Below are 19,006 nucleotides of genomic sequence, written 5' to 3' on the forward strand. Positions count from 1 at the left end.
TCCAGCCTGCCGGCGTCAGCCCGCGCGGGCGCCGCGCACGCCATCGCGAAAACCAGGATGACCGCCGCAGTGCGCATTTGCCCAGCTCAGCGCATCGACACCTCGGGATGAAGGCCCGAACAGCCCACCTGGGGATGAAGGTCGTGGTGTGGACAAAGCACCTGTTGGCACGGTGTAAACTCACATCTGCAATTCGCGCGAGCGGATTGACTTCGCGCGCCTGCGGCGCAACCCCGTTTCTTAGGGTTGCATCCGCGTGCCGGGCGGTCCCGATCGAGAACGGGTCCGGCACGCAGCAGACGCTAGGGCCTGGCATCACCCGACGCCGGGCGGCAACCGACAACGACAAGGACAAAGCCGATCATGGCTGTTGTAACCATGAAGCAGCTGCTTGACAGCGGCACTCACTTCGGGCATCAGACCCGTCGCTGGAATCCCAAGATGAAGCGGTTCATCTTCACCGACCGCAACGGCATCTACATCATCGACCTGCAGCAGACGCTGACCTACATCGACAAGGCGTACGAGTTCGTCAAGGAGACGGTTGCGCACGGCGGGTCCGTCATGTTCGTCGGCACCAAGAAGCAGGCGCAGGAATCCATCGCCGAAGAGGCGACGCGCGTCGGCATGCCGTATGTGAACCAGCGCTGGTTGGGCGGGATGCTCACCAACTTCTCCACCGTGCACAAGCGCCTTCAGCGGCTCAAGGAGCTGGAGACCATGGAGCAGACCGGTGGCTTCGAGGGTCGCACCAAGAAGGAAATCCTGATGCTGACCCGCGAGAAGAACAAGCTGGAGCGAAGCCTCGGTGGTATCCGCGACATGGTCAAGGTGCCGTCGGCGGTCTGGATCGTCGACACCAACAAAGAGCACCTCGCCGTCGCAGAGGCGCGCAAGCTGAACATCCCGATCATCGCGATCCTGGACACCAACTGCGATCCCGATCTCGTCGACTACCCGATCCCGGGCAACGACGACGCGATCCGCTCGGCCGCGTTGCTCACCAGGGTGGTCGCTTCCGCGGTCGCCGAGGGTCTGAAGGCTCGCGCAGGCGCGGGCGGTAACGGCGACAAGCCGGAGGCCGCAGGCGCCGAGCCGCTGGCCGAGTGGGAGCAGGAACTGCTGGCCAGCGCAACCGCGACCGCAAGCCCGACCGCCGAAGGCGCCGAGCCGGGCACCCCCGAGGCCGACGTTCAGACCGAACCGAAGCCCCCGACGAACCCCTAGGAAACAAAGAAATGGCGAACTACACCGCTGCCGACGTCAAGCGCCTTCGCGACTTGACCGGCGCCGGCATGCTCGACAGCAAGAACGCGCTCGTGGAGGCCGACGGCGATTTCGACAAAGCCGTCGAGCTTCTGCGCATCAAGGGCGCCAAGGACGTCGGCAAGCGCGCCGAGCGGGCCACCGCCGAGGGACTGGTGGCGGCCAAGGACGGCGCGCTGATCGAGCTGAACTCCGAGACCGACTTCGTCGCGAAGAACGCCGAATTCCAGGCGGTCGCAGACCAGATCGTCGGTGCCGCAGCGGCGTCGAAGGCGGCCGACGTCGACGCTCTGAAGGCCGCCAAGATCGGTGACGCCACGGTCGAGCAGACCATCGCCGACCTGTCGGCGAAGATCGGCGAGAAGCTGGAACTGCGTCGCGCCACGTACTTCGACGGAACGGTTGAGACGTACCTGCACAAGCGGGCCGCCGACCTGCCGCCTGCGGTGGGTGTGCTCGTCGAGTACACGGGCTCCGACAAGGAGGCCGCGCACGCCGTCGCGTTGCAGATCGCCGCGCTGAAGGCGAAGTACCTGACGCGTGACGAGGTGCCAGAAGACATCGTCGCCAACGAGAGGCGCATCGCCGAGGAGACGGCCATCCAGGAGGGTAAGCCCGAGCAGGCGCTGCCCAAGATCGTCGAGGGTCGCCTCAACGGCTTCTTCAAGGACAGTGTGCTGCTCGATCAACCGTCGGTGTCCGACAACAAGAAGACGGTCAAGGCGCTTCTCGACGAGGCCGGCGTGACCGTCACGCGGTTCGCGCGCTTCGAGGTCGGTCAGGCCTGACAGCACCGGCGGTACGACTTGGTACCGTCACTGAATGGCCCGAATTCATGCCTTCGGCGACGACGCCCTCGGCGACCATGACGCAGTCGGTCTCGTCGAGGCGCTGCGTGCGGGCGACGTCTCGGCCGCAGAGCTCGTCGAGGCGGCGATCGCCCGCACCGAGTCGGTCAACCCGACGCTGAACGGTCTCGCGTACGAGGCGTTCGACCGTGCGCGTGCACGCGCGAACGCGGCGCGTCCGTATGGCGGCTACTTCGACGGCGTCCCAACCTTCTTCAAGGACAACGTCGCCGTTGCAGGCATGCCGACGATGGAGGGCACCGACGCGTGGCAGCCACGGCCGATGCGTGCCGACGGTGCATTCGCGCGGGTTTTTCTGTCCACTGGCCTTGTGCCGCTTGGCAAGACCCAGATGTCTGAGTTCGGCTTCAGCGCATCGGCTGAACATCCGCGGATCGGGCCGGTTCGGAATCCGTGGTACACCGAGCGCACCGCCGGCGCATCGTCGTCGGGATCTGCTGCGTTCGTCGCGGCTGGCGTGGTGCCCATCGCACACGCCAATGACGGGGCTGGGTCCATCCGAATACCCGCGGCGTGCAACGGACTTGTCGGCCTGAAGCCGACAAGGGGTCGGCTGCCGCTGGACAAGGCAACCGCCCAGATGCCGCTGCACATCGTCGCCAACGGAGTGGTCAGTCGGTCCGTCCGCGACACCGCGGCGTTCTTGCGCGAGGCAGAGCGCGCCTACAGCAATCCGAAGCTGCCTCTGATCGGCGACGTCACCCATCCGGGAAAGCAACGCCTTCGTATCGCGTTCTGCACGAAATCAATTGTGAGAGACGCGAGTCCGGAGGTTCGAGAATTGACCCTGAAGACGGCGTCGATGTTGGAGGAACTCGGCCACAAGGTCACCGAGATCGACAACCCGATTCCGTCCCGAATGAAAGACGACTTCCTTTTCTACTGGCAGTTTCTCGCGTTCGCCATCGTGCGCGGTGGACGTCGGACGTTCGGGCCGAGCTTCGACCGGACCAGGCTGGACAACCTCACGCTTGGCCTCGATCGCACTGCGGCAAGAAATCTGTACAAGCTGCCGCTGGCCATCAGGCGTCTGTCGGCGTCACGCAGGATCACCGCTCGCTTGTCGGCAACGTTTGATGCGGTGCTCATGCCCACGCTCGCTCACGACACACCGCCCATCGGATATCTCGATTCGACCGCGCCCTACGAGCAGGTGATGGACCGGCTGATGGACTGGGTGACTTTCACGCCGTTGCAGAACGCGACCGGCGATCCGGCCATCTCGCTTCCGCTCGCGGAATCGGCCGCTGGCCTTCCTGTCGGCATGATGCTGTCAACGGTGAGGGGGCAGGAGGCTCGGCTGCTGGAGCTGGCCTACGAGCTGGAACAGGCCCGGCCCTGGCCGCGCATCAACACGGTCTAGAACGGGTCGGAACCGAGCGAGGCCAGGATCTGCATGAAGTCGGCGCGCTGACGGGTGGACAGGTTCGCCATCAGCCGGTCCTCGGCTTCGCGGACACCGGCGTCGGTCTTCTCGAGCAACTCTTCGCCCTCGCGGGTCAGCGCGGCGGGGAGCGACCGTCCCGACGACACGCTGGCCGGTCTCGTCACGAGCCCGCGTTCCTCGAGCCCCCGCAGCACCATGTTCATCGCCTGCGGCGAGACATTGGCACCGCGCGCCAGTTCGGCGTTCGACCGGTCCGGGAATTGGGAGAGAATCCGCATGCAGATGTATTGCGGGAACGCCAAACCGAGTGGTTCCAGCACCGTCGGCGTCACCTGCGCGCGGAGCGCGTTGTGCACCCGGTATAGCTGATAACCGAGCGGCGGGTCCTCCCTGATTCCCCTCATACATGCCAGCCTATATCAAGGAGGTTGACATGTATCAACTTAGTTGATAGACCGGGGACATGACGACACAACCAGAGCAGGAAATGTTCGATGCCGCCTACCGCGGCGAGGCCGAGGAATTCAAGGGTGTCCGACCGCCGTGGAGCATCGGCGAGCCACAGCCGGAGATCCAGGCGCTCATCGAAGCGGGCAGGGCGCACGGCGACGTGCTCGATGCCGGCTGCGGCGAGGCCGCCACGGCCCTGCACCTTGCCGAAAAGGGCTTCACCACCGTCGGGCTCGACTCGTCGGCAACCGCCATCAAGCTCGCCAAGGAGGAGGCTGCCAAGCGCGGCCTGACCAACGCGACCTTCGAGGTCGCCGACATCAGCGACTTCACCGGGTACGACGGCCGCTTCGGCACCATCATCGACTCGACTCTTTTCCACTCGATGCCGGTCGAACTCCGAGAGGGCTACCAGCAGTCGATCGTCCGTGCGGCTGCTCCTGGCGCGGCCTACTTCGTCCTGGTCTTCGACGCGGCCGGGATGCCCGCCGACTCGCCCGTCAACGCTGTCACCCAGGACGAACTGCGTGACGTCGTATCCAAGTACTGGGAAATCGACGACATCAGGCCGGCCCGCATTCACGCCTATGTGCCAGAAGCGGTCGCCGCGTCCCTGGCAGGCTTCGGCGGCAGCAGCGTCCGCGATGAGCCGAACGGTCGCAAGTCGATGAGCGCCTGGCTACTGGAGGCGCACCTTCGCTGACGCCGGCGTCAGGCCACCCCATAGCGGCTACGAGGCCGCTATGAGGCAGGATTAGGGGCGAGCTCAGGCGAGGACCCCCGAAGGAGTCGGATGGCGGAGGCAACCACCACCAACGGCGCCCAAGCATCCCCAATCCGGCCCATGTACTCCCGGGTGCTTCTGAAACTCGGCGGTGAGATGTTCGGCGGCGGTCAGGTCGGCCTCGATCCCGACGTCGTGGCCCTGGTGGCCCGCCAGATCGCCGAAGTGGTCCGCAGCGGCGTCCAAGTAGCCGTCGTCATCGGCGGTGGCAACTTCTTCCGCGGCGCCCAGTTACAGCAGCGCGGTATGGAGCGCACCCGCTCGGACTACATGGGCATGCTCGGAACGGTGATGAACAGCCTTGCGCTGCAAGACTTCTTGGAAAAAGAAGGCATCGCCACCCGGGTCCAGACCGCGATCACGATGGGGCAGGTCGCCGAGCCGTACATTCCGCTTCGAGCCCAGCGGCACCTGGAAAAGGGCCGGGTGGTCATCTTCGGCGCCGGCATGGGCCTGCCGTACTTCTCCACTGACACCACCGCCGCTCAACGCGCGCTGGAGATCCGCGCAGAGGTGGTGTTGATGGCCAAGGCCGTCGACGGGGTCTTCACCGCCGACCCACGGTCCCATCCCGACGCCGAGATGATCACCGCGATCACCCACCGCGAGGTCATCGAACGGGGTCTGGCGGTCGCCGACGCCACCGCTTTCAGCCTCTGCATGGACAACGGCATGCCCATTCTGGTGTTCAACCTTCTCATCGACGGCAATATCGCGCGGGCGGTCGCAGGTGAGAAGATCGGAACACTGGTCACCACCGACTGACCCGAAATGGAGAAGCCGTGATCGAGGAAACCCTCTTCGATGCTGAAGAGAAGATGGAAAAGGCGGTGTCCGTTGCGCGTGACGACCTGTCGTCCATCCGCACGGGCCGCGCCAACCCGGGCATGTTCTCACGGCTCTCGATCGACTACTACGGCTCGTCGACGCCCATCACCCAGCTGTCCAGCATCAACGTTCCCGAAGCGCGGCTGGTGGTCATCAAGCCCTACGAGCAGTCGCAGCTGAAGCCGATCGAGGACGCGATTCGCAATTCCGACCTCGGCGTCAACCCCGGCAACGACGGCAACGTCATCCGCGTCGCCATTCCGCAGCTCACCGAGGAGCGCCGCCGCGAGCTCGTGAAGCAGGCCAAGGCCAAGGGAGAGGACGCCCGGGTGTCCGTGCGCAATATCCGTCGCAAGGCGATGGAGGAGCTGCACCGGATCAAGAAGGACGGCGAGGCGGGCGAGGACGAGGTCAAACACGCCGAGAAGGAACTCGACAAGTCCACCCATACCTACACCAGTCAGATTGATGATTTGGTGAAGCACAAAGAGGGCGAACTGCTGGAGGTCTGATGGCCGAACAGCAAGCAGATCCAGTGGCCGACACGTCGGAACCACCCAAGAAGGCATCCCGGGCCGGACGCAACCTGCCTGCGGCGATCGGCGTCGGCGTCGTGCTCGGAGGGCTGGCGATCGCCACTTTGCTGTTCTTCCCGATCGGTTGGCTCGTCATGCTGGCGATATTCATCCCGGTCGCCACCTACGAGGTCGTTCGGCGGCTGCGCGAAGCCGGTTACGCGCTCCCGCTCATTCCGCTGCTCCTCGGCGGCCAGGCCATCATCTGGCTGTCGTTCTACGGTCCGGCGGGGCCCCTGGGCGCCTACGGCGGGACGATCGTCGTCTGTATGGTCTGGAGGCTGGTCGGGCAGGGCATACGCGAGGCGCCGGTCAACTACCTGCGAGACATTTCCGCCGCGGTGCTCCTCGCGACGTGGGTGCCGCTGTTCGCGAGCTTCAGCGCGCTGTTGATCTTCCAGGACCATGGCGGCATCCGGGCGTTCACGGTGATCGTCACCGTAGTGTTCGCCGACATCGGCGGGTACATCGCCGGTGTGCTGTTCGGCAAGCACCTGATGGTGCCCGCGATCAGCCCGAAGAAGTCATGGGAAGGGTTGGGCGGCTCGCTGCTCTTCGGCGTCACGGCAGCCGTGCTGTCGGTGACGTTCCTGATGGACCGGCCCGCATGGGTCGGCGTGCCGCTCGGTCTGATGCTCGTCATCACCGGCGTGCTCGGCGATCTGGTCGAGTCACAGGTCAAGCGCGACCTCGGCATCAAGGACATGGGCACGCTGCTTCCGGGCCACGGCGGCGTCATGGACCGCATCGACGCGATGCTGCCGTCGGCCGTCGCCGGCTGGATCGTTCTCACGCTGCTGGCATAAGGCACGCGTCATCGACGGCGGGTAGTTGAGCAGCGGTGCGGCTATCAGGCGGCTTGATCGTCGGGTGGGTCTGGTCTGCCGGGTGCCTGGCTCGTATCGAGGTCCCACGGGGTGAAGTCGGCCGTGTCGTGTCGCTTCGGTTCCGGCGACTTCGAATCGGGTAGCGCCTCGTCCTCGGGTGGCCTGAGGAGCGCTTCGGGGCGGTGGTAGTAGTTGACTCTGGATTGGCCGTGGTCGAGGGCAGGTGGTGGTGTCCACTCGCATTCGCCGCGGGCGTTGATCGTGGTCTGCCAGCCGCCGTCATCGACGCCGCGGTTGTCGGTGCCACACGCCAGGGTCAGGTCGTCGACGTTGGTGTTACCGCCTTTGGCCCAATCCTGAGACGCGTGGTGGACCTGGCAGCCGTATGCCCCCACGGTGCAGCACGGTTTGGTGCAGCCGCCGTCGCGGGCGATCAGCATGATCCGCTGGGCAGCCGAGGCGACGCGCCTGGTGCGAAACAGCGCCAGCGCCTGACCGGTCACCCCGTCGAACACCGCGAGGTTGTGGTGGGCGTGAGCGCCCATTTTGATGACGTCGGCGATCGGCAGTTTGGTTCCCCCACCGGTGACACCGATGCCGGCGCGGCTTTCCAGGTCTTGCAGGGTGGTGCGGATGATGACGCTGACCGGGAGCCCGTTGAGGTGGCCGAGTTCACCGCTCATCAACGCGATGCGTCCGATCACGAGCATTGCGTCGTGCTGGCGTTGGGCCAGAGTCCGATCGTCGTTGTCGATCTGGGCCTGGGTCGGGGTGCCCGAGGTGCACGGCTGCTCATCGGCTGGGTTGCACATCCCAGGCGCAGCGTATTTGGCGAAGATCACTTCCCACACCGCCCATGCCTCGGGGGTTAGATCAGCGATCAGTTGTGTCATAGCGTCGCGCCCTTGCCGGCCCTTGGTGACCCTGCGTTTGCGGGCGCGTTCGGCGTCGTCAGGTTCGGGGCCGTCCTGATCCAGCAGGAACAAGCGCAGGGCGGCGGTCTCGCGGAGCTCCTTGGGCCCGACGCCGGCCGCGACTCGCACCAAGTCCACCTCGAACTGCGCACGGGTGGTCGTGTCGACCCAGGACGGCAACGCTTTGATGGCCTCGCGGATCGCGGTCACGTGCTCGCCGGTGATCACTCCCGCTGACTGCGCGGCGGCAACCGCGGGCAATTCCGGCTCCAACGGCTGGCCGACCAGGCTGGTGCGGGCGGCGAGGTCGGCGGCCTCATGCAGTCGCCGTGACGCTTCGGCCGTCGACAGTCGCCAGCGGATCCGCAGGACTTCGTTCCAGGATTTGGCGCCCATCTGAGCGGGTGTCGTCTCGGCCTGCAGCCGAGTCAGCAGCCGATGCCACTGGGTCGGCATCCGGCACGCGAGTGTCTGGAAGTCGTCGATCATCGACACCACCTCGGTGCCGGTCAACGAATCGAGGTCGCATGCATCGAAGGCGTCGTAGGCGGCGCACAGGTTCGCCATTGCCTCTCGTACCGCAACCGCCGACATAGTTCGAACATACATTCGAACACCGACAAAAGTCCGCGGTACGGGACGGTAGCGTTTCGCGCATGAAGCTTTCGTGCGCCCTGGTCACCAATGTCGACTCTCCGGAACTCATCGCCGAGGCCGAACGCCTTGGCTACCACCGGGCCTGGCTGTACGACTCGCCCGCGATCACATCCGACGTGTGGGTCGCGCTCGCGCTGGCCGCCGAACGCACCTCGACAATCGGCCTCGGCCCCGGCGTGCTCGTGCCGAGCCTGCGTCACCCGATGACCAACGCGGCAGCCATCGCCACGCTCGCGGCGATCGCCCCCGGTCGGGTGGCCGTGGCCATCGGGTCGGGGTTCACCGGTCGCTACACGCTCGGGAAGCGGCCGCTGCGATGGGCGGCCGTCGAGGAGTATGTCGTGGCGCTGCGGGGGCTGCTGCGCGGCGAGACCGTCGTATGGGATGGCGCCCCGATCCGCATGCTGCACACCGAGGGGTTCGTCGCGGACCGGCCCGTCGACGTCGAGGTGCTCATCGGAGCCGACGGACCGAAGGGCACCGCCGTCGCCGGACGGGTGGGCGACGGGGTGTTCGCCGCAGGCGTGCCCAATGCGGCAGCCGCGGGCAGGCCCTACTCACTGCTTCAGTTCGGCACCGTCCTGGACGACAGGGAGGATCTGCACAGCGACCGCGTCCTGGAACGAGCCGGACACGGGCTTGCCGTGGTGTTCCACGCGTTGTACGAGCGCAACGGTCCCGACGCCGTGCGCGGATTGCCCGGCGGTGAGCAATGGGTGACCGCGATCGAAGCCATCCCACCCGCCGAGCGCCACCTCGTCACCCATGAAGGTCATCTCGTGCGGCTCACGGCCGTCGACGAGGAGGCGGTGGCACTGGCGGCCGACCTGCTCCCGCAGTTCACGTTCAGCGGCACTGCGGAGCAGTTGCGGACGCGCGTGGCCGAGTACGAGGCGGGCGGAGTCACCGAACTCGTGTATCAGCCCGCGGGTCCCGACCTCGCCGGTGAGTTGGAGCGGGTGATGGACGCCGTCGGATCTGCTTCGTCCTGACGCTGTCTGCGAGACACGCGCGCATTGAGCCAACAGGCTCCTGCACCGAGCACCAGGCCGACCGCAATGCCTATGTCGGGCCGCTGACCAAGCATGAGCCAGGACAGCAGGCCGGCGACGGCCGGGATCACCGCGAAAAGCATGGCGACTGCCGCTGCGCCGTAGTTGTTTATCGCGCGTACGTAGAACGTCATGGCGGTCGTCGCATTGAACAGCACGACTGCCGCCACCGCACCGACCGCCTTCCACGGATCCGTCACCGACGACGGCGACACGAACAGCAGCGCCGCCACCGGAACAACGGACACCAGGTTTTGCAGGGCGGCCATCGCGCGAAAGTCGACGCCGGAGCAGAACCGCTGCTGGTAGACACCGCCACCGGCCACCGCCACCAGGGCCACCACCAGCAGTAGCACCACGGCGTCGACACCGCCGACGGTGACCAGTCGGCCTGCGCATGCGGCAAGGACCGCAGCCACGCCGAGCGCGAGCGCGACTGTCCGACCCCAGGTAAGGCGCTCGCCTAGGAACACTGCTGCAAGCACCGTGGTGACCACCGGATTCATCGAGATGACCACTGCGCCCAACACCGCGGGAGCACCGTGCAACAGCGCCACGTACAGGCAGATGAACTGCAGCGCCTGCCCGAGCAGCCCACTCACCAGGACGTGCATCAGCGTGCGGCCCCTCGGCCAGCTCACACGTGCGGCCAACACCCATCCAGAAAGGATGCCGCCCGCCAATCCGAACCGGAATACAAGCACTGCCATCGGTGACATAGCCGAAACGGCAAGGGCGCCAATCGGGTAGCCCATCGCGTAGAAGAACGTCAGGATGGAGGCTGTCCGGGCGGGCATCGTCGGCAGACTCATGCGCTCCATGGTTGCGACCAACGCCCCACATTGCGAATGAATTTCCGCCCGCCATCAATGGGATACTGGCAAAAGCCCATGCCGACATCCCTGCCCCTGGTTTTCGACCCCCCGCGACGTGCGATGCCGCCGCGCCACCTTGCCGACCTCGACGAGGCGGGCCGCGCAGACGCAGTTGCGGAGTTGGGGCTACCCACTTTTCGCGGTAAGCAGCTGGCCAACCAGTATTACGGCCGCTTGATCGCCGACCCTCACGAGATGACCGATCTGCCCGCTGCGGTGCGCGAACAGGTGGCCGACGCGCTGTTTCCGCGACTACTCGACGCCGTCGCAGAGATCGAGTGCGATGCGGGGGAGACGCGCAAGATGCTGTGGCGTGCGGTCGACGGGACGACGTTCGAGTCGGTGCTGATGCGCTATCCGCAGCGCAACACAGTGTGTATCTCGTCACAGGCCGGCTGCGGAATGGCCTGCCCGTTCTGCGCGACGGGCCAGGGCGGCCTGAAGCGCAACCTGTCCACCGCCGAGATTCTGGAGCAGGTGCGTGCGGCGGCTGTCGAACTGCGCGACCGCGATGGGGATGGGATTGCGCCCTCCGGGCGCGGTGGGAGACTGTCGAACGTCGTCTTCATGGGGATGGGCGAACCGCTGGCCAACTACAACCGCGTTCTGGCGGCGGTTCGACGCATCACAGCACCACCGCCGAACGGGTTCGGCATCTCGGCGCGTTCGGTGACCGTGTCGACGGTCGGGCTCGCCCCTGCCATCCGCAAGCTGGCCGACGAGGGGCTCGGGGTAACGCTTGCACTGTCACTGCACGCTCCCGACGACGAGCTTCGCGACACCCTCGTCCCGGTGAACAGCCGCTGGAAGGTGTCCGAAGCTCTAGAGGCGGCGCGCTACTACGCCGACACCACGGGCAGGCGAGTATCGATCGAGTACGCGCTGATTCGAGACATCAACGACCAGCCATGGCGCGCAGACCTACTCGGCAAGCGCCTGCACGGCGCACTGGGCCCGCTCGTACACGTCAACCTCATTCCGCTGAACCCGACGCCGGGCAGCAAGTGGGACGCCAGCCCCAAGGCCGCCGAACGGGAGTTCGTCAGACGGGTGCGCGAGCGTGGGGTGTCATGCACGGTGCGTGACACGCGGGGCCGCGAAATCGCCGCTGCCTGCGGGCAATTGGCCGCTCAGTCCTGACCGACGCGCGGCGAGTTGGCGGTCCTGTGTCGGGTTGTAGAACATCGCGCGCACCTGAGCGGTGTCACCGTCGATCTCGGATTCGATGTTGGTGATGTAGTGCATGCTCATCGTCACCAACGCCGAGAAATCCCCGTCGAAGAACTCGATCGCACCATCGAGCGAGCCCGTGAATACGTCGGACGAGTAGTCGATGTGGGCGTCATCGGTGAAGACCGACCGGTACAGCTGCCAGTCCTTGGTGTCGACGGCCCGCGCATAGGCGCTCAGCAGCGCGGCGATCTCGAGTTCGTCGCTGACCCGCTGGGAATCCATCAATCGGCCGGTTTGATGCCGACGGCGTGCCGCAGCTGCGCCAGAAACTGGTCGTCGTCGTCACTGCGAACGATGTAGTGCGACACCGCGACCCGAATCGCCGTTGCGGCCTTGACGCCGCTGTTGGCTCCCGTGAGCAGCTTCAGCAACCGGGCCCGCATCACCGGAATGATCCACGAGAGCTGGGTGATGACGACCTCGGGCTCGATGTCGACCAGCCGCACACCGGAGTACGAATGCTGGTATTCGACGATGAAACGCAGTGCCGCATCAAGCTTCTCGGTGCCGCGCAGCCCTGCCGTCGCCCTGCCGATGCCGTTGTCGAACATCTCGCGTTCGTGCACACCGAACGCCTCGAGCAGTTCAGTCTTGTCGGCGAACCAGCGGTAGAGCGTCGGGCGGGATACGCCCGCCTGCAGCGCCACCTCCGAGAGGCTGAGTTTCGTCTGCCCGCTGCGGCCGAGCACCTCCGCGGTCGCCGCGAGGATCCGGTGCCGCGTCGAGGTGTCCTCGGCGTTCTCGGATGCGTCCCGTCGGGCGGGTAGCGGTTCGTTCACGTCAGGGCCTCAATCGTCGGTCTCAGTGATGGTAGTTCCTTCGTCACCCGCCGACCTCCTAGTCTTGCTCTGTAGCCACGCAAGCGTTACAGGGATATCTGATCTTGTAAAGCTTGGGCACGGAAGGGGTTAGCACATGGCCGGTCCGTTGGAGGGCATCAGGGTCGTTGAGTTGGGCGTCTGGGTTGCGGGGCCGGCCGCGGGCGGAATCCTGGCGGACTGGGGAGCCGACGTCGTCAAGATCGAATCTCAGGCCGGTGACCCGGCACGGACGTTCGGCCGCATGCTCGGCCTCGACGGAGACGAGAGTCCGCCTTTCGAAATGGACAACCGCGGCAAGCGCAGCATCGCACTCGATGTCACGGCGGACGACGGTCGGTCCGTTGCGCTCGAATTACTCGGCAGCGCCGATGTTTTCATCACCAACGTGCGGCCCGGCGCCCTTCGGCGCATCGGACTGGACTTCGAAACGGCTGCCGCCGCCAACCCGCGTCTGGTGTACGGCCTGATCACCGGCTACGGCGACGCGGGACCTGACGCCGACCGAGCCGCCTACGACGTCGCCGCGTACTGGGCGCGAGCGGGCTTGGCGCATCTGCTGACCCGGCCTGGCGACAACCCGCCGTTTCAACGGGGCGGCATGGGCGACCATACGGCGGGTATGACCCTGGCCGCCGCGGTCTGCGCCGCCCTGATAGCCAGGTCGCGCACGGGCGTCGGCCAGCTGGTGTCCACGTCGTTGTACCGGCAGGGCGCCTACACCGTCAGTTTCGACCTGAACACGTTCCTTCTCACCGGCCACGAGATCGCGATCGGGGAGCGGGAATCCATGGGCAACCCGTGCATGAACAACTACACGGCAGGTGATGGTCGGCGGTTCTGGATCGTGGGTCTGCAGGTCGACCGGCACTGGGGTCCGCTTTGCCGCGTCGTCGGTCGCCCGGAATGGATGACGGACTATCCGAGGCCGCGCGACCGGGCGGCCAACGCCAGGCACCTGATCGCCGAGCTCGACGAGATCTTCGCGACCAAGCCACTCGACGAGTGGGCGAACCTGTTTGGCGCCGAACCGGATTTCTTCTGGTCGCCGATCAACTCCATCGAGGATGTCGTGGCCGACGAACAGTTCCATGCCGCAGGCGGCATCGTCTATGTGCCGGACGGTGACACGAGCGTGCCGATGGTCGCCACGCCGGTCGACTTCCACGGCACCCCGTGGACGCCGCGTGCAAAGGCACCCGGCATCGGCGAGCACTCCGAGGAGATCCTCGGCGAGCTCAATTCCGTCCAGCGCTGAATTCGCAGCGTCACAACTTCTTGACGCCCGCGGCGTGCCGAAGCTGGGCCAGGAACTGGTCGTCGTCGTCGCTGCGCACGAGGTAATGCGAAACCGCAACGCGCACAGCGGTAGCGACCGACAGCGCCGCGTCCGGACCGTGCACGAGGCGTTCCAGCCGCGACCGCATCAGCGGGATGACCCGGGACAATCGCCTGATGACCTGTGCGGGCTCGATGTCGATCATCCGCAGTCCCGGATAGGACTGCTGGTACTCGACGATCACGCGCAGGGCGGCGTCGAGTTTCTCGGCGGCGGGCAGGCCCGCGGTGGCGTCGGTGACTGCCCGCTCGTAGAACTGGCGTTCCCAGACGACGAAGCCGTCGAGCAGATCGCGCTTGGAGGCGAACCAGCGGTAGAGGGTGGGCCGCGACACCCGGGCCTGCAGTGCGACCTCCGAGAGGCTGAGCTTGGTCATGCCGTTTCGCCCCAGCACTTCGGCCGTCGCGGCCAGGATGCGTTGACGCGTCGAGTTGTCGTCATCGGCGGCCACATCCTTCATCGAGATAGCTTTACAAATTCGGGCCTAAATGTCACGCTCAGTGCCATGCGGGTGGAAGTCGATCTCGACAAGTGCACCGGGCACGGCATCTGCGAGTCGATCGCCGACGACGTGTTCGAAGTGCAGGACGACGGCACTGTGCACATCGATGAGAACGATCGTCCGGACTCCGACCGCGGACGCATGCAGCAGGCGGTAACTCAGTGCCCCGCAGCGGCTTTGCGCCTCATTGAGTGACTAGCGGCCGGGCATCGGGCGGACAAGCACCGACTGCTGGATGGCGCCGACCGCTCCGGACTCGTCGAACAGCGTGCCGACCGTGGTCCCGACGCCGTCGGGTCCATAGTTGGTCTCGGCGCGGATGCCGATCCACTCGCCGTCAGGTATCCGGTGCACATGCACCACGAGGTCCGTGTTCATGAAGGTCCAGCTGCCGATGTCGAGTTTCGAGCCGATGCCGTTGGCGTCGTCGGCCACCGCGAAGAGCCGCTGTAGCTGCGTCATGCTCTCGCTTTTGACGAGGTCGACCTCGGGTTTGATCCACGACTCGCCCGGCCCGTCGTCGAGCGGTGTGGTCAGCCACCGCCAGTCCAGGCTGTGCACGTAGTTTCGGTCCCAGTCCTTCTTCATGTCACGGCTCCACGCGTCGGCGACCGGACGCAGCGGAGGCGCGGGCGCATGCACGACGGCCGAGGTGTCGATCGTCTGCAATCGCCACCCGCTTGCCCGCGCGACGGGACGGGGATTGCCGTCAGGTCCGAGGGCGAGCATCTCGGCGCCGATCAACTCGATCTGCTTGCCGGATCGCTCCCGTTTCGCACGTACCCAGAAGTCGCCCTCGGCGGGTACGGGCCCGAGCAGGTCGACGAGGACGCGACTCAGCCGGGTGTCGTCTCGGGCCTCGCAGCGCTCCAACGCGCGCACCAGGAGCGCCGACACCGGAGCGCCGTGCTGGATGGCGGCCGACCATGTGCTGCGAACCAAGTCGGTCGCGAGGAATCTCTCGCCCTGCGGATCGCCGTCGTCGACCAGCTCGTAATACGAGTCGCTCATGGAAGACCTGCGCCGGGAATGTCAACGGTGATCGTATCCACCCGAGACAGTTTCGTCCCGATGAGACGTTGGGGATATGCGTCCGTACTCGAAAACAGGAACAGGGTGCGGCGCTGCGGCCCGCCGAGCGTGCACGCGATTGCGGTCCTGTCGCCGATGTCGATGCGGTCGGTGACCTTGCCGCCCAGTTCAATTCGCTGGAACTGGTGGGCCAGCGTCATCGCCGCCCATACCCCCCCGCCTGCGTCCAGCGTGATGCCGTCGGGCGGCCCGTCGAGTCCTTCGGCAAAGACTCGCCGGTCGGACAGCGCGCCGTCAGGGCCGACGGTGAACGCTGTCAACCGCCTGGCGACCGACTCGGCGACGATGAGCGTCGCTCCGTCGGGTGTGATGACCATCCCGTTCGGGAAGTCGAGATCCTCGGCGACGACGGTGATGGTGCCGTCGGGGTCTACCCGCGCGATGACGCCACCCTGGAACGCCTGCGAACCGACGTATGCACGGCCGCAGTCGTCGACGACCATGTCGCCGATGCTCGCGGGGACGATGTGGGACAGGTCGGCGAGCGTTTCGACGGTCTCACCGTCGTAGCTCAGCAGTGCGCGACGTTCGGTGGAGGCGATCAGCAGCCATCCGTCGGGACGAAACCCGAGTCCCGAAGGGGCGTGGCCGGCCAGCTCCAGCGTGGTGACGTCACCCGCCAGGTTGACCGTGTGCACGGCCTCGCCGAGCATGTCGGACCACCACAGCAGACCCTCGAACCAGCGAGGGCCCTCCCCGAAACAAAACCCATTGGCCAGCGGCGTCAGGCTCATCCGGCACCTTTACAAAACACGCCATAAGTGTCACGCTCGCTACGTGCCAATGTCAAACAGGTGCGGTCTTCCGGCATGAACATGAAGAAGTACCACGGCCATACGCTTCTCTACCTGCACGAGACGATCGACCTGGGCTCCGGACGTAGCGATCGCTTCACCGAGGTCTTCGACGAGGTCTACCGGCCGATGATGGACGAGCTCGGCGCGCGGTTGTTCGCGATTTGGGAGACGACACCGTTCAACGGGCACTGGCCGCAGGTCACCGTCATCTGGGAAATCGACGCCTTCGCCGACTATGCGCGCATCGGAAGGGCGCAGGCCCGCGGGGGCAGCCACCAGTCCGCGTTCGCGACATGGGCGGCGTTCCTGTCAGAGATCGGCGCATCCGGCGAGGGACGCATCATGTACGCGGGCAGGAGCAACAGGACACTCGCACAGCTCCGCGACGAGAAGTTCTCCGCAGCCCTGGTCATCCAGGAGATCATGCAGAGCAAGCCCGGCCGCCAGGACGACTACATTCGCGAGCTCGAGCGCCTGTACGTGCCATGGTCGGAGAGCACCGGAAAGCGTTGGCTCGGCTCGTTCATCACCACCTTTCGGTTCAACGAGGTGATCCACTACTGGGCGCTCGAAGGCGACTGGGCCTGCTTCGAAAACCACTACCCGTCATGGAAAGAGAACCCGCCGGCGGAGATCGTCACCTGGATGAGCGTCGCGCCCGCACTGCGCGACGGCTGGGAGGATTCGATACTGCAGGCGCTGCCACCGTCACCGCTGCAATGAACACACCTGTGCTGGCGGACTTCTCATACGATCCGTTCGATCCGGCCGTGATGGCCGATCCGTTGCCGTACTACCGTGTGCTTCGCGACGAGTACCCGGTTTACTATGTCGAGAAGTGGGACACCTACGCCCTGTCCCGGTTCTCGGACATCTGGCAGGCGCTGGAGATCAACGACGGCACGTTCGTGGCATCGGAGGGAACCCTGCCCGCCGCAGCGGTCTTGGCGAAACACAACGACGGTCCCATGCCGGATCCGCCGTTGCACCCCATGCCTTTTCACGCCAACTTCGACGCCCCGATCTATGACGGAGTGCGGCGGTGTACCTCGGGACAGTTCCGGCCGAAATCGGTCGCCACGCTCGCCAACCGTATTCGTGAGCTTGCCAACGAGCGGCTCGACGAACTGCTGCCGCGCGGCAGCTTCGACCTCACCCAGGATTACGGCGGCATCGTCGCCGCATCGGTCGTCTGCGAATTGCTCGGTTTACCAGTCCATCTGGCGTCCGAGGTGTTGGGGACCGTCAACGCCGGAAGCCTTGCCCAGCCGGGGAGCGGGGTAGAAGTGGCCAATGCCCGGCCCGGATATCTCGAGTACCTGGTGCCGATCGTGTCGCGACGCCGCGCCGAGGGCGCCGATGGTGAACTGCCTGTCGCGGACAACCTCATCAACTACCGGCTGCCGGACGGCTCCGCATTCACCGACATCGAGGCGGCCACCCAGATGCTCGGCATCTTCATCGGCGGCACCGAAACCGTGCCGAAGATCGTCGCGCACGGGCTGTGGGAACTGAACCGCCGACCAGAACAACTGGCCGCCGTGCGTGCCGATCTCGACGCGAACGTACCGAAGGCGCGCGAGGAGATGATCCGGTACTGCGCACCCGCCCAATCGTTCGCTCGCACTGTGCGCAGGCCATTCACCGTCGGTGACACCACAATTCGGCCGGGGCAGCGGATCATCACACTGCTCGCGTCGGCCAGCCGCGACGAACGCGAATACCGCGACCCCGACGAGTTCATCTGGGACCGTTCCATCGAGCGACTGCTCGCGTTCGGCCGCGGACAGCATTTCTGCCTCGGCGTACATCTGGCCCGACTCGAGCTCGCGATCATGGTGTCCGAGTGGCTCAAGCGGGTGCCCGACTACCGGATCCTCGGCGAGGCGGCGTCGCGACCGCCGTCGAGTTTCCAGTGGGGCTGGAGCTGTGTTCCAGTCGAGGTCGAGGCGGAGGGCGGCTGACGTGTGGTCCTACCGGCTGGTCGCGCCCTACATCTTTGAGCGGGTTGATATTCCGGAGAAGACACCCGAGTCGCTCGGGGACCGCCAGGTGCTCATCCGGTTCCTTGCCGCGGGCATCTGCGGCAGCGATCTGCCCGGCTTCCGCGGATCGAAGGGTCGGCTTGCCGGCGACACCGGCACGAGCGCCGCAGAGATGGACGGGTTTCCGATCCACGAAGTGGTCGGCGAGGTGCTGGCCAGCAGACACCGGAGCATCGGAATCGGTGAGCGTGTCGTCGGCTGGGCCTCCGGCTTCGACGGAATGATGGAGTATGTGGCCGCAGACGGCGACGGACTCTCCACCTACGACAGCGCGCTGGAACCACAGCATGCCGTCGCGCTGCAGCCGCTGGCCTGCGTGCTGTACGCCATCGAACAGCTGCCGAAGCTCAAGGGGTTACACGTCGCCGTGATCGGTCAAGGTTCGATCGGGCTGCTCTTCTCCTATGCGGCAAAGGCTTCGGGTGCACGCCGCGTCACCGGTATCGATCCGATCGACCGGGATGCCGTCGCCACGCAGTTCGGCGTCGACACCGTCGTGCGTGCGACGAGCGACCGGTGGGTGAGCCACCTGGAAACGCACACCAAGCCCGACGTCGTCATCGAGGCGGTCGGTCATCAGGTGGCCACGCTCGGGCACGCGATCGAGGCGGCCGCGTTCGGCGGCACTGTCTTTTACTTCGGGGTCGCCGACGACGACAGTTATCCGATCAGCATGCGGACGATGCTGCGCAACAA

Annotated in this window: 22 protein-coding genes; 14 read left to right on the forward strand and 8 right to left on the reverse strand. The window is 65.9% G+C overall.

What is annotated here, in order from left to right:
* The first annotated feature begins 363 nt into the window (after nucleotides 1–363).
* Genes rpsB through QOJ24_RS11390 form a run of 3 tightly spaced genes read left to right on the forward strand, consistent with a single transcriptional unit; the run spans nucleotide 364 to nucleotide 3,498 of the window.
* Complete coding sequence (gene rpsB / locus QOJ24_RS11380; protein ID WP_526261153.1) at nucleotides 364–1,227, forward strand: 30S ribosomal protein S2; 864 nt, start codon at nucleotides 364–366, stop codon at nucleotides 1,225–1,227.
* Nucleotides 1,228–1,238: 11 nt separating this feature from the next.
* Nucleotides 1,239–2,054 (forward strand): translation elongation factor Ts, encoded by an 816-nt coding sequence (gene tsf / locus QOJ24_RS11385; protein ID WP_526261155.1) that lies wholly within the window; start codon nucleotides 1,239–1,241, stop codon nucleotides 2,052–2,054.
* 34 nt (nucleotides 2,055–2,088) lie between these two features.
* On the forward strand, nucleotides 2,089–3,498 hold the full coding sequence (locus QOJ24_RS11390; RefSeq protein WP_526261157.1) for an amidase: 1,410 nt from the start codon (nucleotides 2,089–2,091) through the stop codon (nucleotides 3,496–3,498).
* Here QOJ24_RS11390 and QOJ24_RS11395 read toward each other — a convergent pair.
* Entirely contained in the window at nucleotides 3,495–3,926 is a 432-nt protein-coding gene (locus QOJ24_RS11395) for a MarR family winged helix-turn-helix transcriptional regulator (RefSeq protein WP_526261159.1), read from the reverse strand. The two genes, QOJ24_RS11390 and QOJ24_RS11395, sit on opposite strands and share 4 nt — an antisense overlap.
* Before the next feature lie 59 nt (nucleotides 3,927–3,985).
* On the opposite strand from QOJ24_RS11395, the gene QOJ24_RS11400 reads away from it, so the two are divergent.
* The 4 genes from QOJ24_RS11400 (at nucleotide 3,986) to QOJ24_RS11415 (ending at nucleotide 6,965) form a co-directional block, all read left to right on the forward strand.
* Nucleotides 3,986–4,675, forward strand: a complete 690-nt coding sequence (locus QOJ24_RS11400) for a class I SAM-dependent methyltransferase (protein WP_526261161.1) — start codon at nucleotides 3,986–3,988, stop codon at nucleotides 4,673–4,675.
* 90 nt (nucleotides 4,676–4,765) lie between these two features.
* Complete coding sequence (pyrH, locus tag QOJ24_RS11405; RefSeq protein WP_526261162.1) at nucleotides 4,766–5,521, forward strand: UMP kinase; 756 nt, start codon at nucleotides 4,766–4,768, stop codon at nucleotides 5,519–5,521.
* A 17-nt stretch (nucleotides 5,522–5,538) separates the two neighbouring features.
* Nucleotides 5,539–6,096, forward strand: coding sequence for a ribosome recycling factor (frr, locus tag QOJ24_RS11410; RefSeq protein WP_526261164.1), 558 nt, complete (start codon nucleotides 5,539–5,541; stop codon nucleotides 6,094–6,096).
* Nucleotides 6,096–6,965, forward strand: a complete 870-nt coding sequence (locus QOJ24_RS11415) for a phosphatidate cytidylyltransferase (RefSeq protein ID WP_526261166.1) — start codon at nucleotides 6,096–6,098, stop codon at nucleotides 6,963–6,965. The genes frr and QOJ24_RS11415 overlap by 1 nt, the downstream gene beginning before the upstream one ends.
* A gap of 44 nt (nucleotides 6,966–7,009) precedes the next feature.
* Here QOJ24_RS11415 and QOJ24_RS11420 read toward each other — a convergent pair whose 3' ends face one another.
* Nucleotides 7,010–8,509 (reverse strand): HNH endonuclease signature motif containing protein, encoded by a 1,500-nt coding sequence (locus QOJ24_RS11420; RefSeq protein WP_526261168.1) that lies wholly within the window; start codon nucleotides 8,507–8,509, stop codon nucleotides 7,010–7,012.
* A gap of 47 nt (nucleotides 8,510–8,556) precedes the next feature.
* On the opposite strand from QOJ24_RS11420, the gene QOJ24_RS11425 reads away from it, so the two are divergent.
* Nucleotides 8,557–9,549: an LLM class flavin-dependent oxidoreductase gene (locus tag QOJ24_RS11425; protein WP_526261170.1), complete on the forward strand. Its 993-nt coding sequence runs from the start codon at nucleotides 8,557–8,559 to the stop codon at nucleotides 9,547–9,549.
* Here QOJ24_RS11425 and QOJ24_RS11430 read toward each other — a convergent pair.
* On the reverse strand, nucleotides 9,477–10,430 hold the full coding sequence (locus QOJ24_RS11430; protein WP_526261172.1) for an EamA family transporter: 954 nt from the start codon (nucleotides 10,428–10,430) through the stop codon (nucleotides 9,477–9,479). The genes QOJ24_RS11425 and QOJ24_RS11430 overlap by 73 nt on opposite strands.
* 69 nt (nucleotides 10,431–10,499) lie before the next feature.
* On the opposite strand from QOJ24_RS11430, the gene rlmN reads away from it, so the two are divergent.
* Nucleotides 10,500–11,624, forward strand: a complete 1,125-nt coding sequence (gene rlmN / locus QOJ24_RS11435; protein ID WP_526261174.1) for a dual-specificity RNA methyltransferase RlmN — start codon at nucleotides 10,500–10,502, stop codon at nucleotides 11,622–11,624.
* On the opposite strand, the gene QOJ24_RS11440 is transcribed toward rlmN, so the two are convergent.
* Both QOJ24_RS11440 and QOJ24_RS11445 read right to left on the reverse strand, forming a co-directional pair.
* Entirely contained in the window at nucleotides 11,553–11,939 is a 387-nt protein-coding gene (locus tag QOJ24_RS11440) for a nuclear transport factor 2 family protein (RefSeq protein WP_526261176.1), read from the reverse strand. The genes rlmN and QOJ24_RS11440 overlap by 72 nt on opposite strands.
* The gene (locus tag QOJ24_RS11445) at nucleotides 11,939–12,496 is read right to left on the reverse strand and encodes a TetR/AcrR family transcriptional regulator (RefSeq protein ID WP_526261178.1); all 558 of its coding nucleotides are present in this window, start codon (nucleotides 12,494–12,496) and stop codon (nucleotides 11,939–11,941) included. Before QOJ24_RS11445 ends, QOJ24_RS11440 begins: the two co-directional genes overlap by 1 nt.
* Before the next feature lie 136 nt (nucleotides 12,497–12,632).
* On the opposite strand from QOJ24_RS11445, the gene QOJ24_RS11450 reads away from it, so the two are divergent.
* Nucleotides 12,633–13,793, forward strand: coding sequence for a CaiB/BaiF CoA transferase family protein (locus QOJ24_RS11450; protein WP_526261180.1), 1,161 nt, complete (start codon nucleotides 12,633–12,635; stop codon nucleotides 13,791–13,793).
* 10 nt (nucleotides 13,794–13,803) lie between these two features.
* On the opposite strand, the gene QOJ24_RS11455 is transcribed toward QOJ24_RS11450, so the two are convergent.
* On the reverse strand, nucleotides 13,804–14,334 hold the full coding sequence (locus tag QOJ24_RS11455) for a TetR/AcrR family transcriptional regulator (protein WP_526261182.1): 531 nt from the start codon (nucleotides 14,332–14,334) through the stop codon (nucleotides 13,804–13,806).
* A 45-nt stretch (nucleotides 14,335–14,379) separates the two neighbouring features.
* Between QOJ24_RS11455 and QOJ24_RS11460 the strand changes: the two genes are divergently transcribed.
* On the forward strand, nucleotides 14,380–14,571 hold the full coding sequence (locus QOJ24_RS11460) for a ferredoxin (protein ID WP_526261184.1): 192 nt from the start codon (nucleotides 14,380–14,382) through the stop codon (nucleotides 14,569–14,571).
* Here the strand turns inward: QOJ24_RS11460 and QOJ24_RS11465 are convergent, their stop codons facing one another.
* Both QOJ24_RS11465 and QOJ24_RS11470 read right to left on the reverse strand, forming a co-directional pair.
* Complete coding sequence (locus QOJ24_RS11465) at nucleotides 14,572–15,387, reverse strand: acyl-CoA thioesterase domain-containing protein (protein ID WP_526261186.1); 816 nt, start codon at nucleotides 15,385–15,387, stop codon at nucleotides 14,572–14,574.
* On the reverse strand, nucleotides 15,384–16,202 hold the full coding sequence (locus QOJ24_RS11470; RefSeq protein ID WP_526261188.1) for an SMP-30/gluconolactonase/LRE family protein: 819 nt from the start codon (nucleotides 16,200–16,202) through the stop codon (nucleotides 15,384–15,386). Before QOJ24_RS11470 ends, QOJ24_RS11465 begins: the two co-directional genes overlap by 4 nt.
* A gap of 81 nt (nucleotides 16,203–16,283) precedes the next feature.
* Here QOJ24_RS11470 and QOJ24_RS11475 point away from each other — a divergent pair, with 81 nt between their 5' ends.
* The 3 genes from QOJ24_RS11475 to QOJ24_RS11485 form a co-directional block, all read left to right on the forward strand.
* Complete coding sequence (locus tag QOJ24_RS11475; RefSeq protein WP_526261194.1) at nucleotides 16,284–16,988, forward strand: NIPSNAP family protein; 705 nt, start codon at nucleotides 16,284–16,286, stop codon at nucleotides 16,986–16,988.
* Nucleotides 16,985–18,229 carry a cytochrome P450 gene (locus tag QOJ24_RS11480; RefSeq protein ID WP_526261190.1) on the forward strand — a complete coding sequence of 415 codons (1,245 nt, stop codon included), beginning with the start codon at nucleotides 16,985–16,987 and terminating at the stop codon, nucleotides 18,227–18,229. Before QOJ24_RS11475 ends, QOJ24_RS11480 begins: the two co-directional genes overlap by 4 nt.
* 1 nt (nucleotide 18,230) lies before the next feature.
* Nucleotides 18,231–19,006 (forward strand): zinc-binding dehydrogenase (locus QOJ24_RS11485; protein ID WP_526261192.1); only part of this gene is annotated, 776 nt, incomplete at its 3' end.

Source organism: Mycobacterium sp. (assembly GCF_032159775.1).
Classification (GTDB): Bacteria; Actinomycetota; Actinomycetes; order Mycobacteriales; family Mycobacteriaceae; genus Mycobacterium.

Excerpts from the sequence above, each read along its gene's own strand:
- rpsB (WP_526261153.1), top strand. The coding sequence starts at position 364 with ATGGCTGTTGTAACCATGAAGCAGCTGCTTGACAGCGGCACTCACTTC.
- tsf (WP_526261155.1), top strand. The coding sequence starts at position 1,239 with ATGGCGAACTACACCGCTGCCGACGTCAAGCGCCTTCGCGACTTGACC.
- QOJ24_RS11390 (WP_526261157.1), top strand. The coding sequence starts at position 2,089 with ATGGCCCGAATTCATGCCTTCGGCGACGACGCCCTCGGCGACCATGAC.
- QOJ24_RS11395 (WP_526261159.1), bottom strand. The coding sequence starts at position 3,926 with ATGAGGGGAATCAGGGAGGACCCGCCGCTCGGTTATCAGCTATACCGG.
- QOJ24_RS11400 (WP_526261161.1), top strand. The coding sequence starts at position 3,986 with ATGACGACACAACCAGAGCAGGAAATGTTCGATGCCGCCTACCGCGGC.
- pyrH (WP_526261162.1), top strand. The coding sequence starts at position 4,766 with ATGGCGGAGGCAACCACCACCAACGGCGCCCAAGCATCCCCAATCCGG.
- QOJ24_RS11415 (WP_526261166.1), top strand. The coding sequence starts at position 6,096 with ATGGCCGAACAGCAAGCAGATCCAGTGGCCGACACGTCGGAACCACCC.
- QOJ24_RS11420 (WP_526261168.1), bottom strand. The coding sequence starts at position 8,509 with ATGTATGTTCGAACTATGTCGGCGGTTGCGGTACGAGAGGCAATGGCG.
- QOJ24_RS11425 (WP_526261170.1), top strand. The coding sequence starts at position 8,557 with ATGAAGCTTTCGTGCGCCCTGGTCACCAATGTCGACTCTCCGGAACTC.
- QOJ24_RS11430 (WP_526261172.1), bottom strand. The coding sequence starts at position 10,430 with ATGGAGCGCATGAGTCTGCCGACGATGCCCGCCCGGACAGCCTCCATC.
- rlmN (WP_526261174.1), top strand. The coding sequence starts at position 10,500 with ATGCCGACATCCCTGCCCCTGGTTTTCGACCCCCCGCGACGTGCGATG.
- QOJ24_RS11440 (WP_526261176.1), bottom strand. The coding sequence starts at position 11,939 with ATGGATTCCCAGCGGGTCAGCGACGAACTCGAGATCGCCGCGCTGCTG.
- QOJ24_RS11450 (WP_526261180.1), top strand. The coding sequence starts at position 12,633 with ATGGCCGGTCCGTTGGAGGGCATCAGGGTCGTTGAGTTGGGCGTCTGG.
- QOJ24_RS11455 (WP_526261182.1), bottom strand. The coding sequence starts at position 14,334 with ATGAAGGATGTGGCCGCCGATGACGACAACTCGACGCGTCAACGCATC.
- QOJ24_RS11460 (WP_526261184.1), top strand. The coding sequence starts at position 14,380 with ATGCGGGTGGAAGTCGATCTCGACAAGTGCACCGGGCACGGCATCTGC.
- QOJ24_RS11465 (WP_526261186.1), bottom strand. The coding sequence starts at position 15,387 with ATGAGCGACTCGTATTACGAGCTGGTCGACGACGGCGATCCGCAGGGC.
- QOJ24_RS11470 (WP_526261188.1), bottom strand. The coding sequence starts at position 16,202 with ATGAGCCTGACGCCGCTGGCCAATGGGTTTTGTTTCGGGGAGGGCCCT.
- QOJ24_RS11475 (WP_526261194.1), top strand. The coding sequence starts at position 16,284 with ATGAAGAAGTACCACGGCCATACGCTTCTCTACCTGCACGAGACGATC.
- QOJ24_RS11480 (WP_526261190.1), top strand. The coding sequence starts at position 16,985 with ATGAACACACCTGTGCTGGCGGACTTCTCATACGATCCGTTCGATCCG.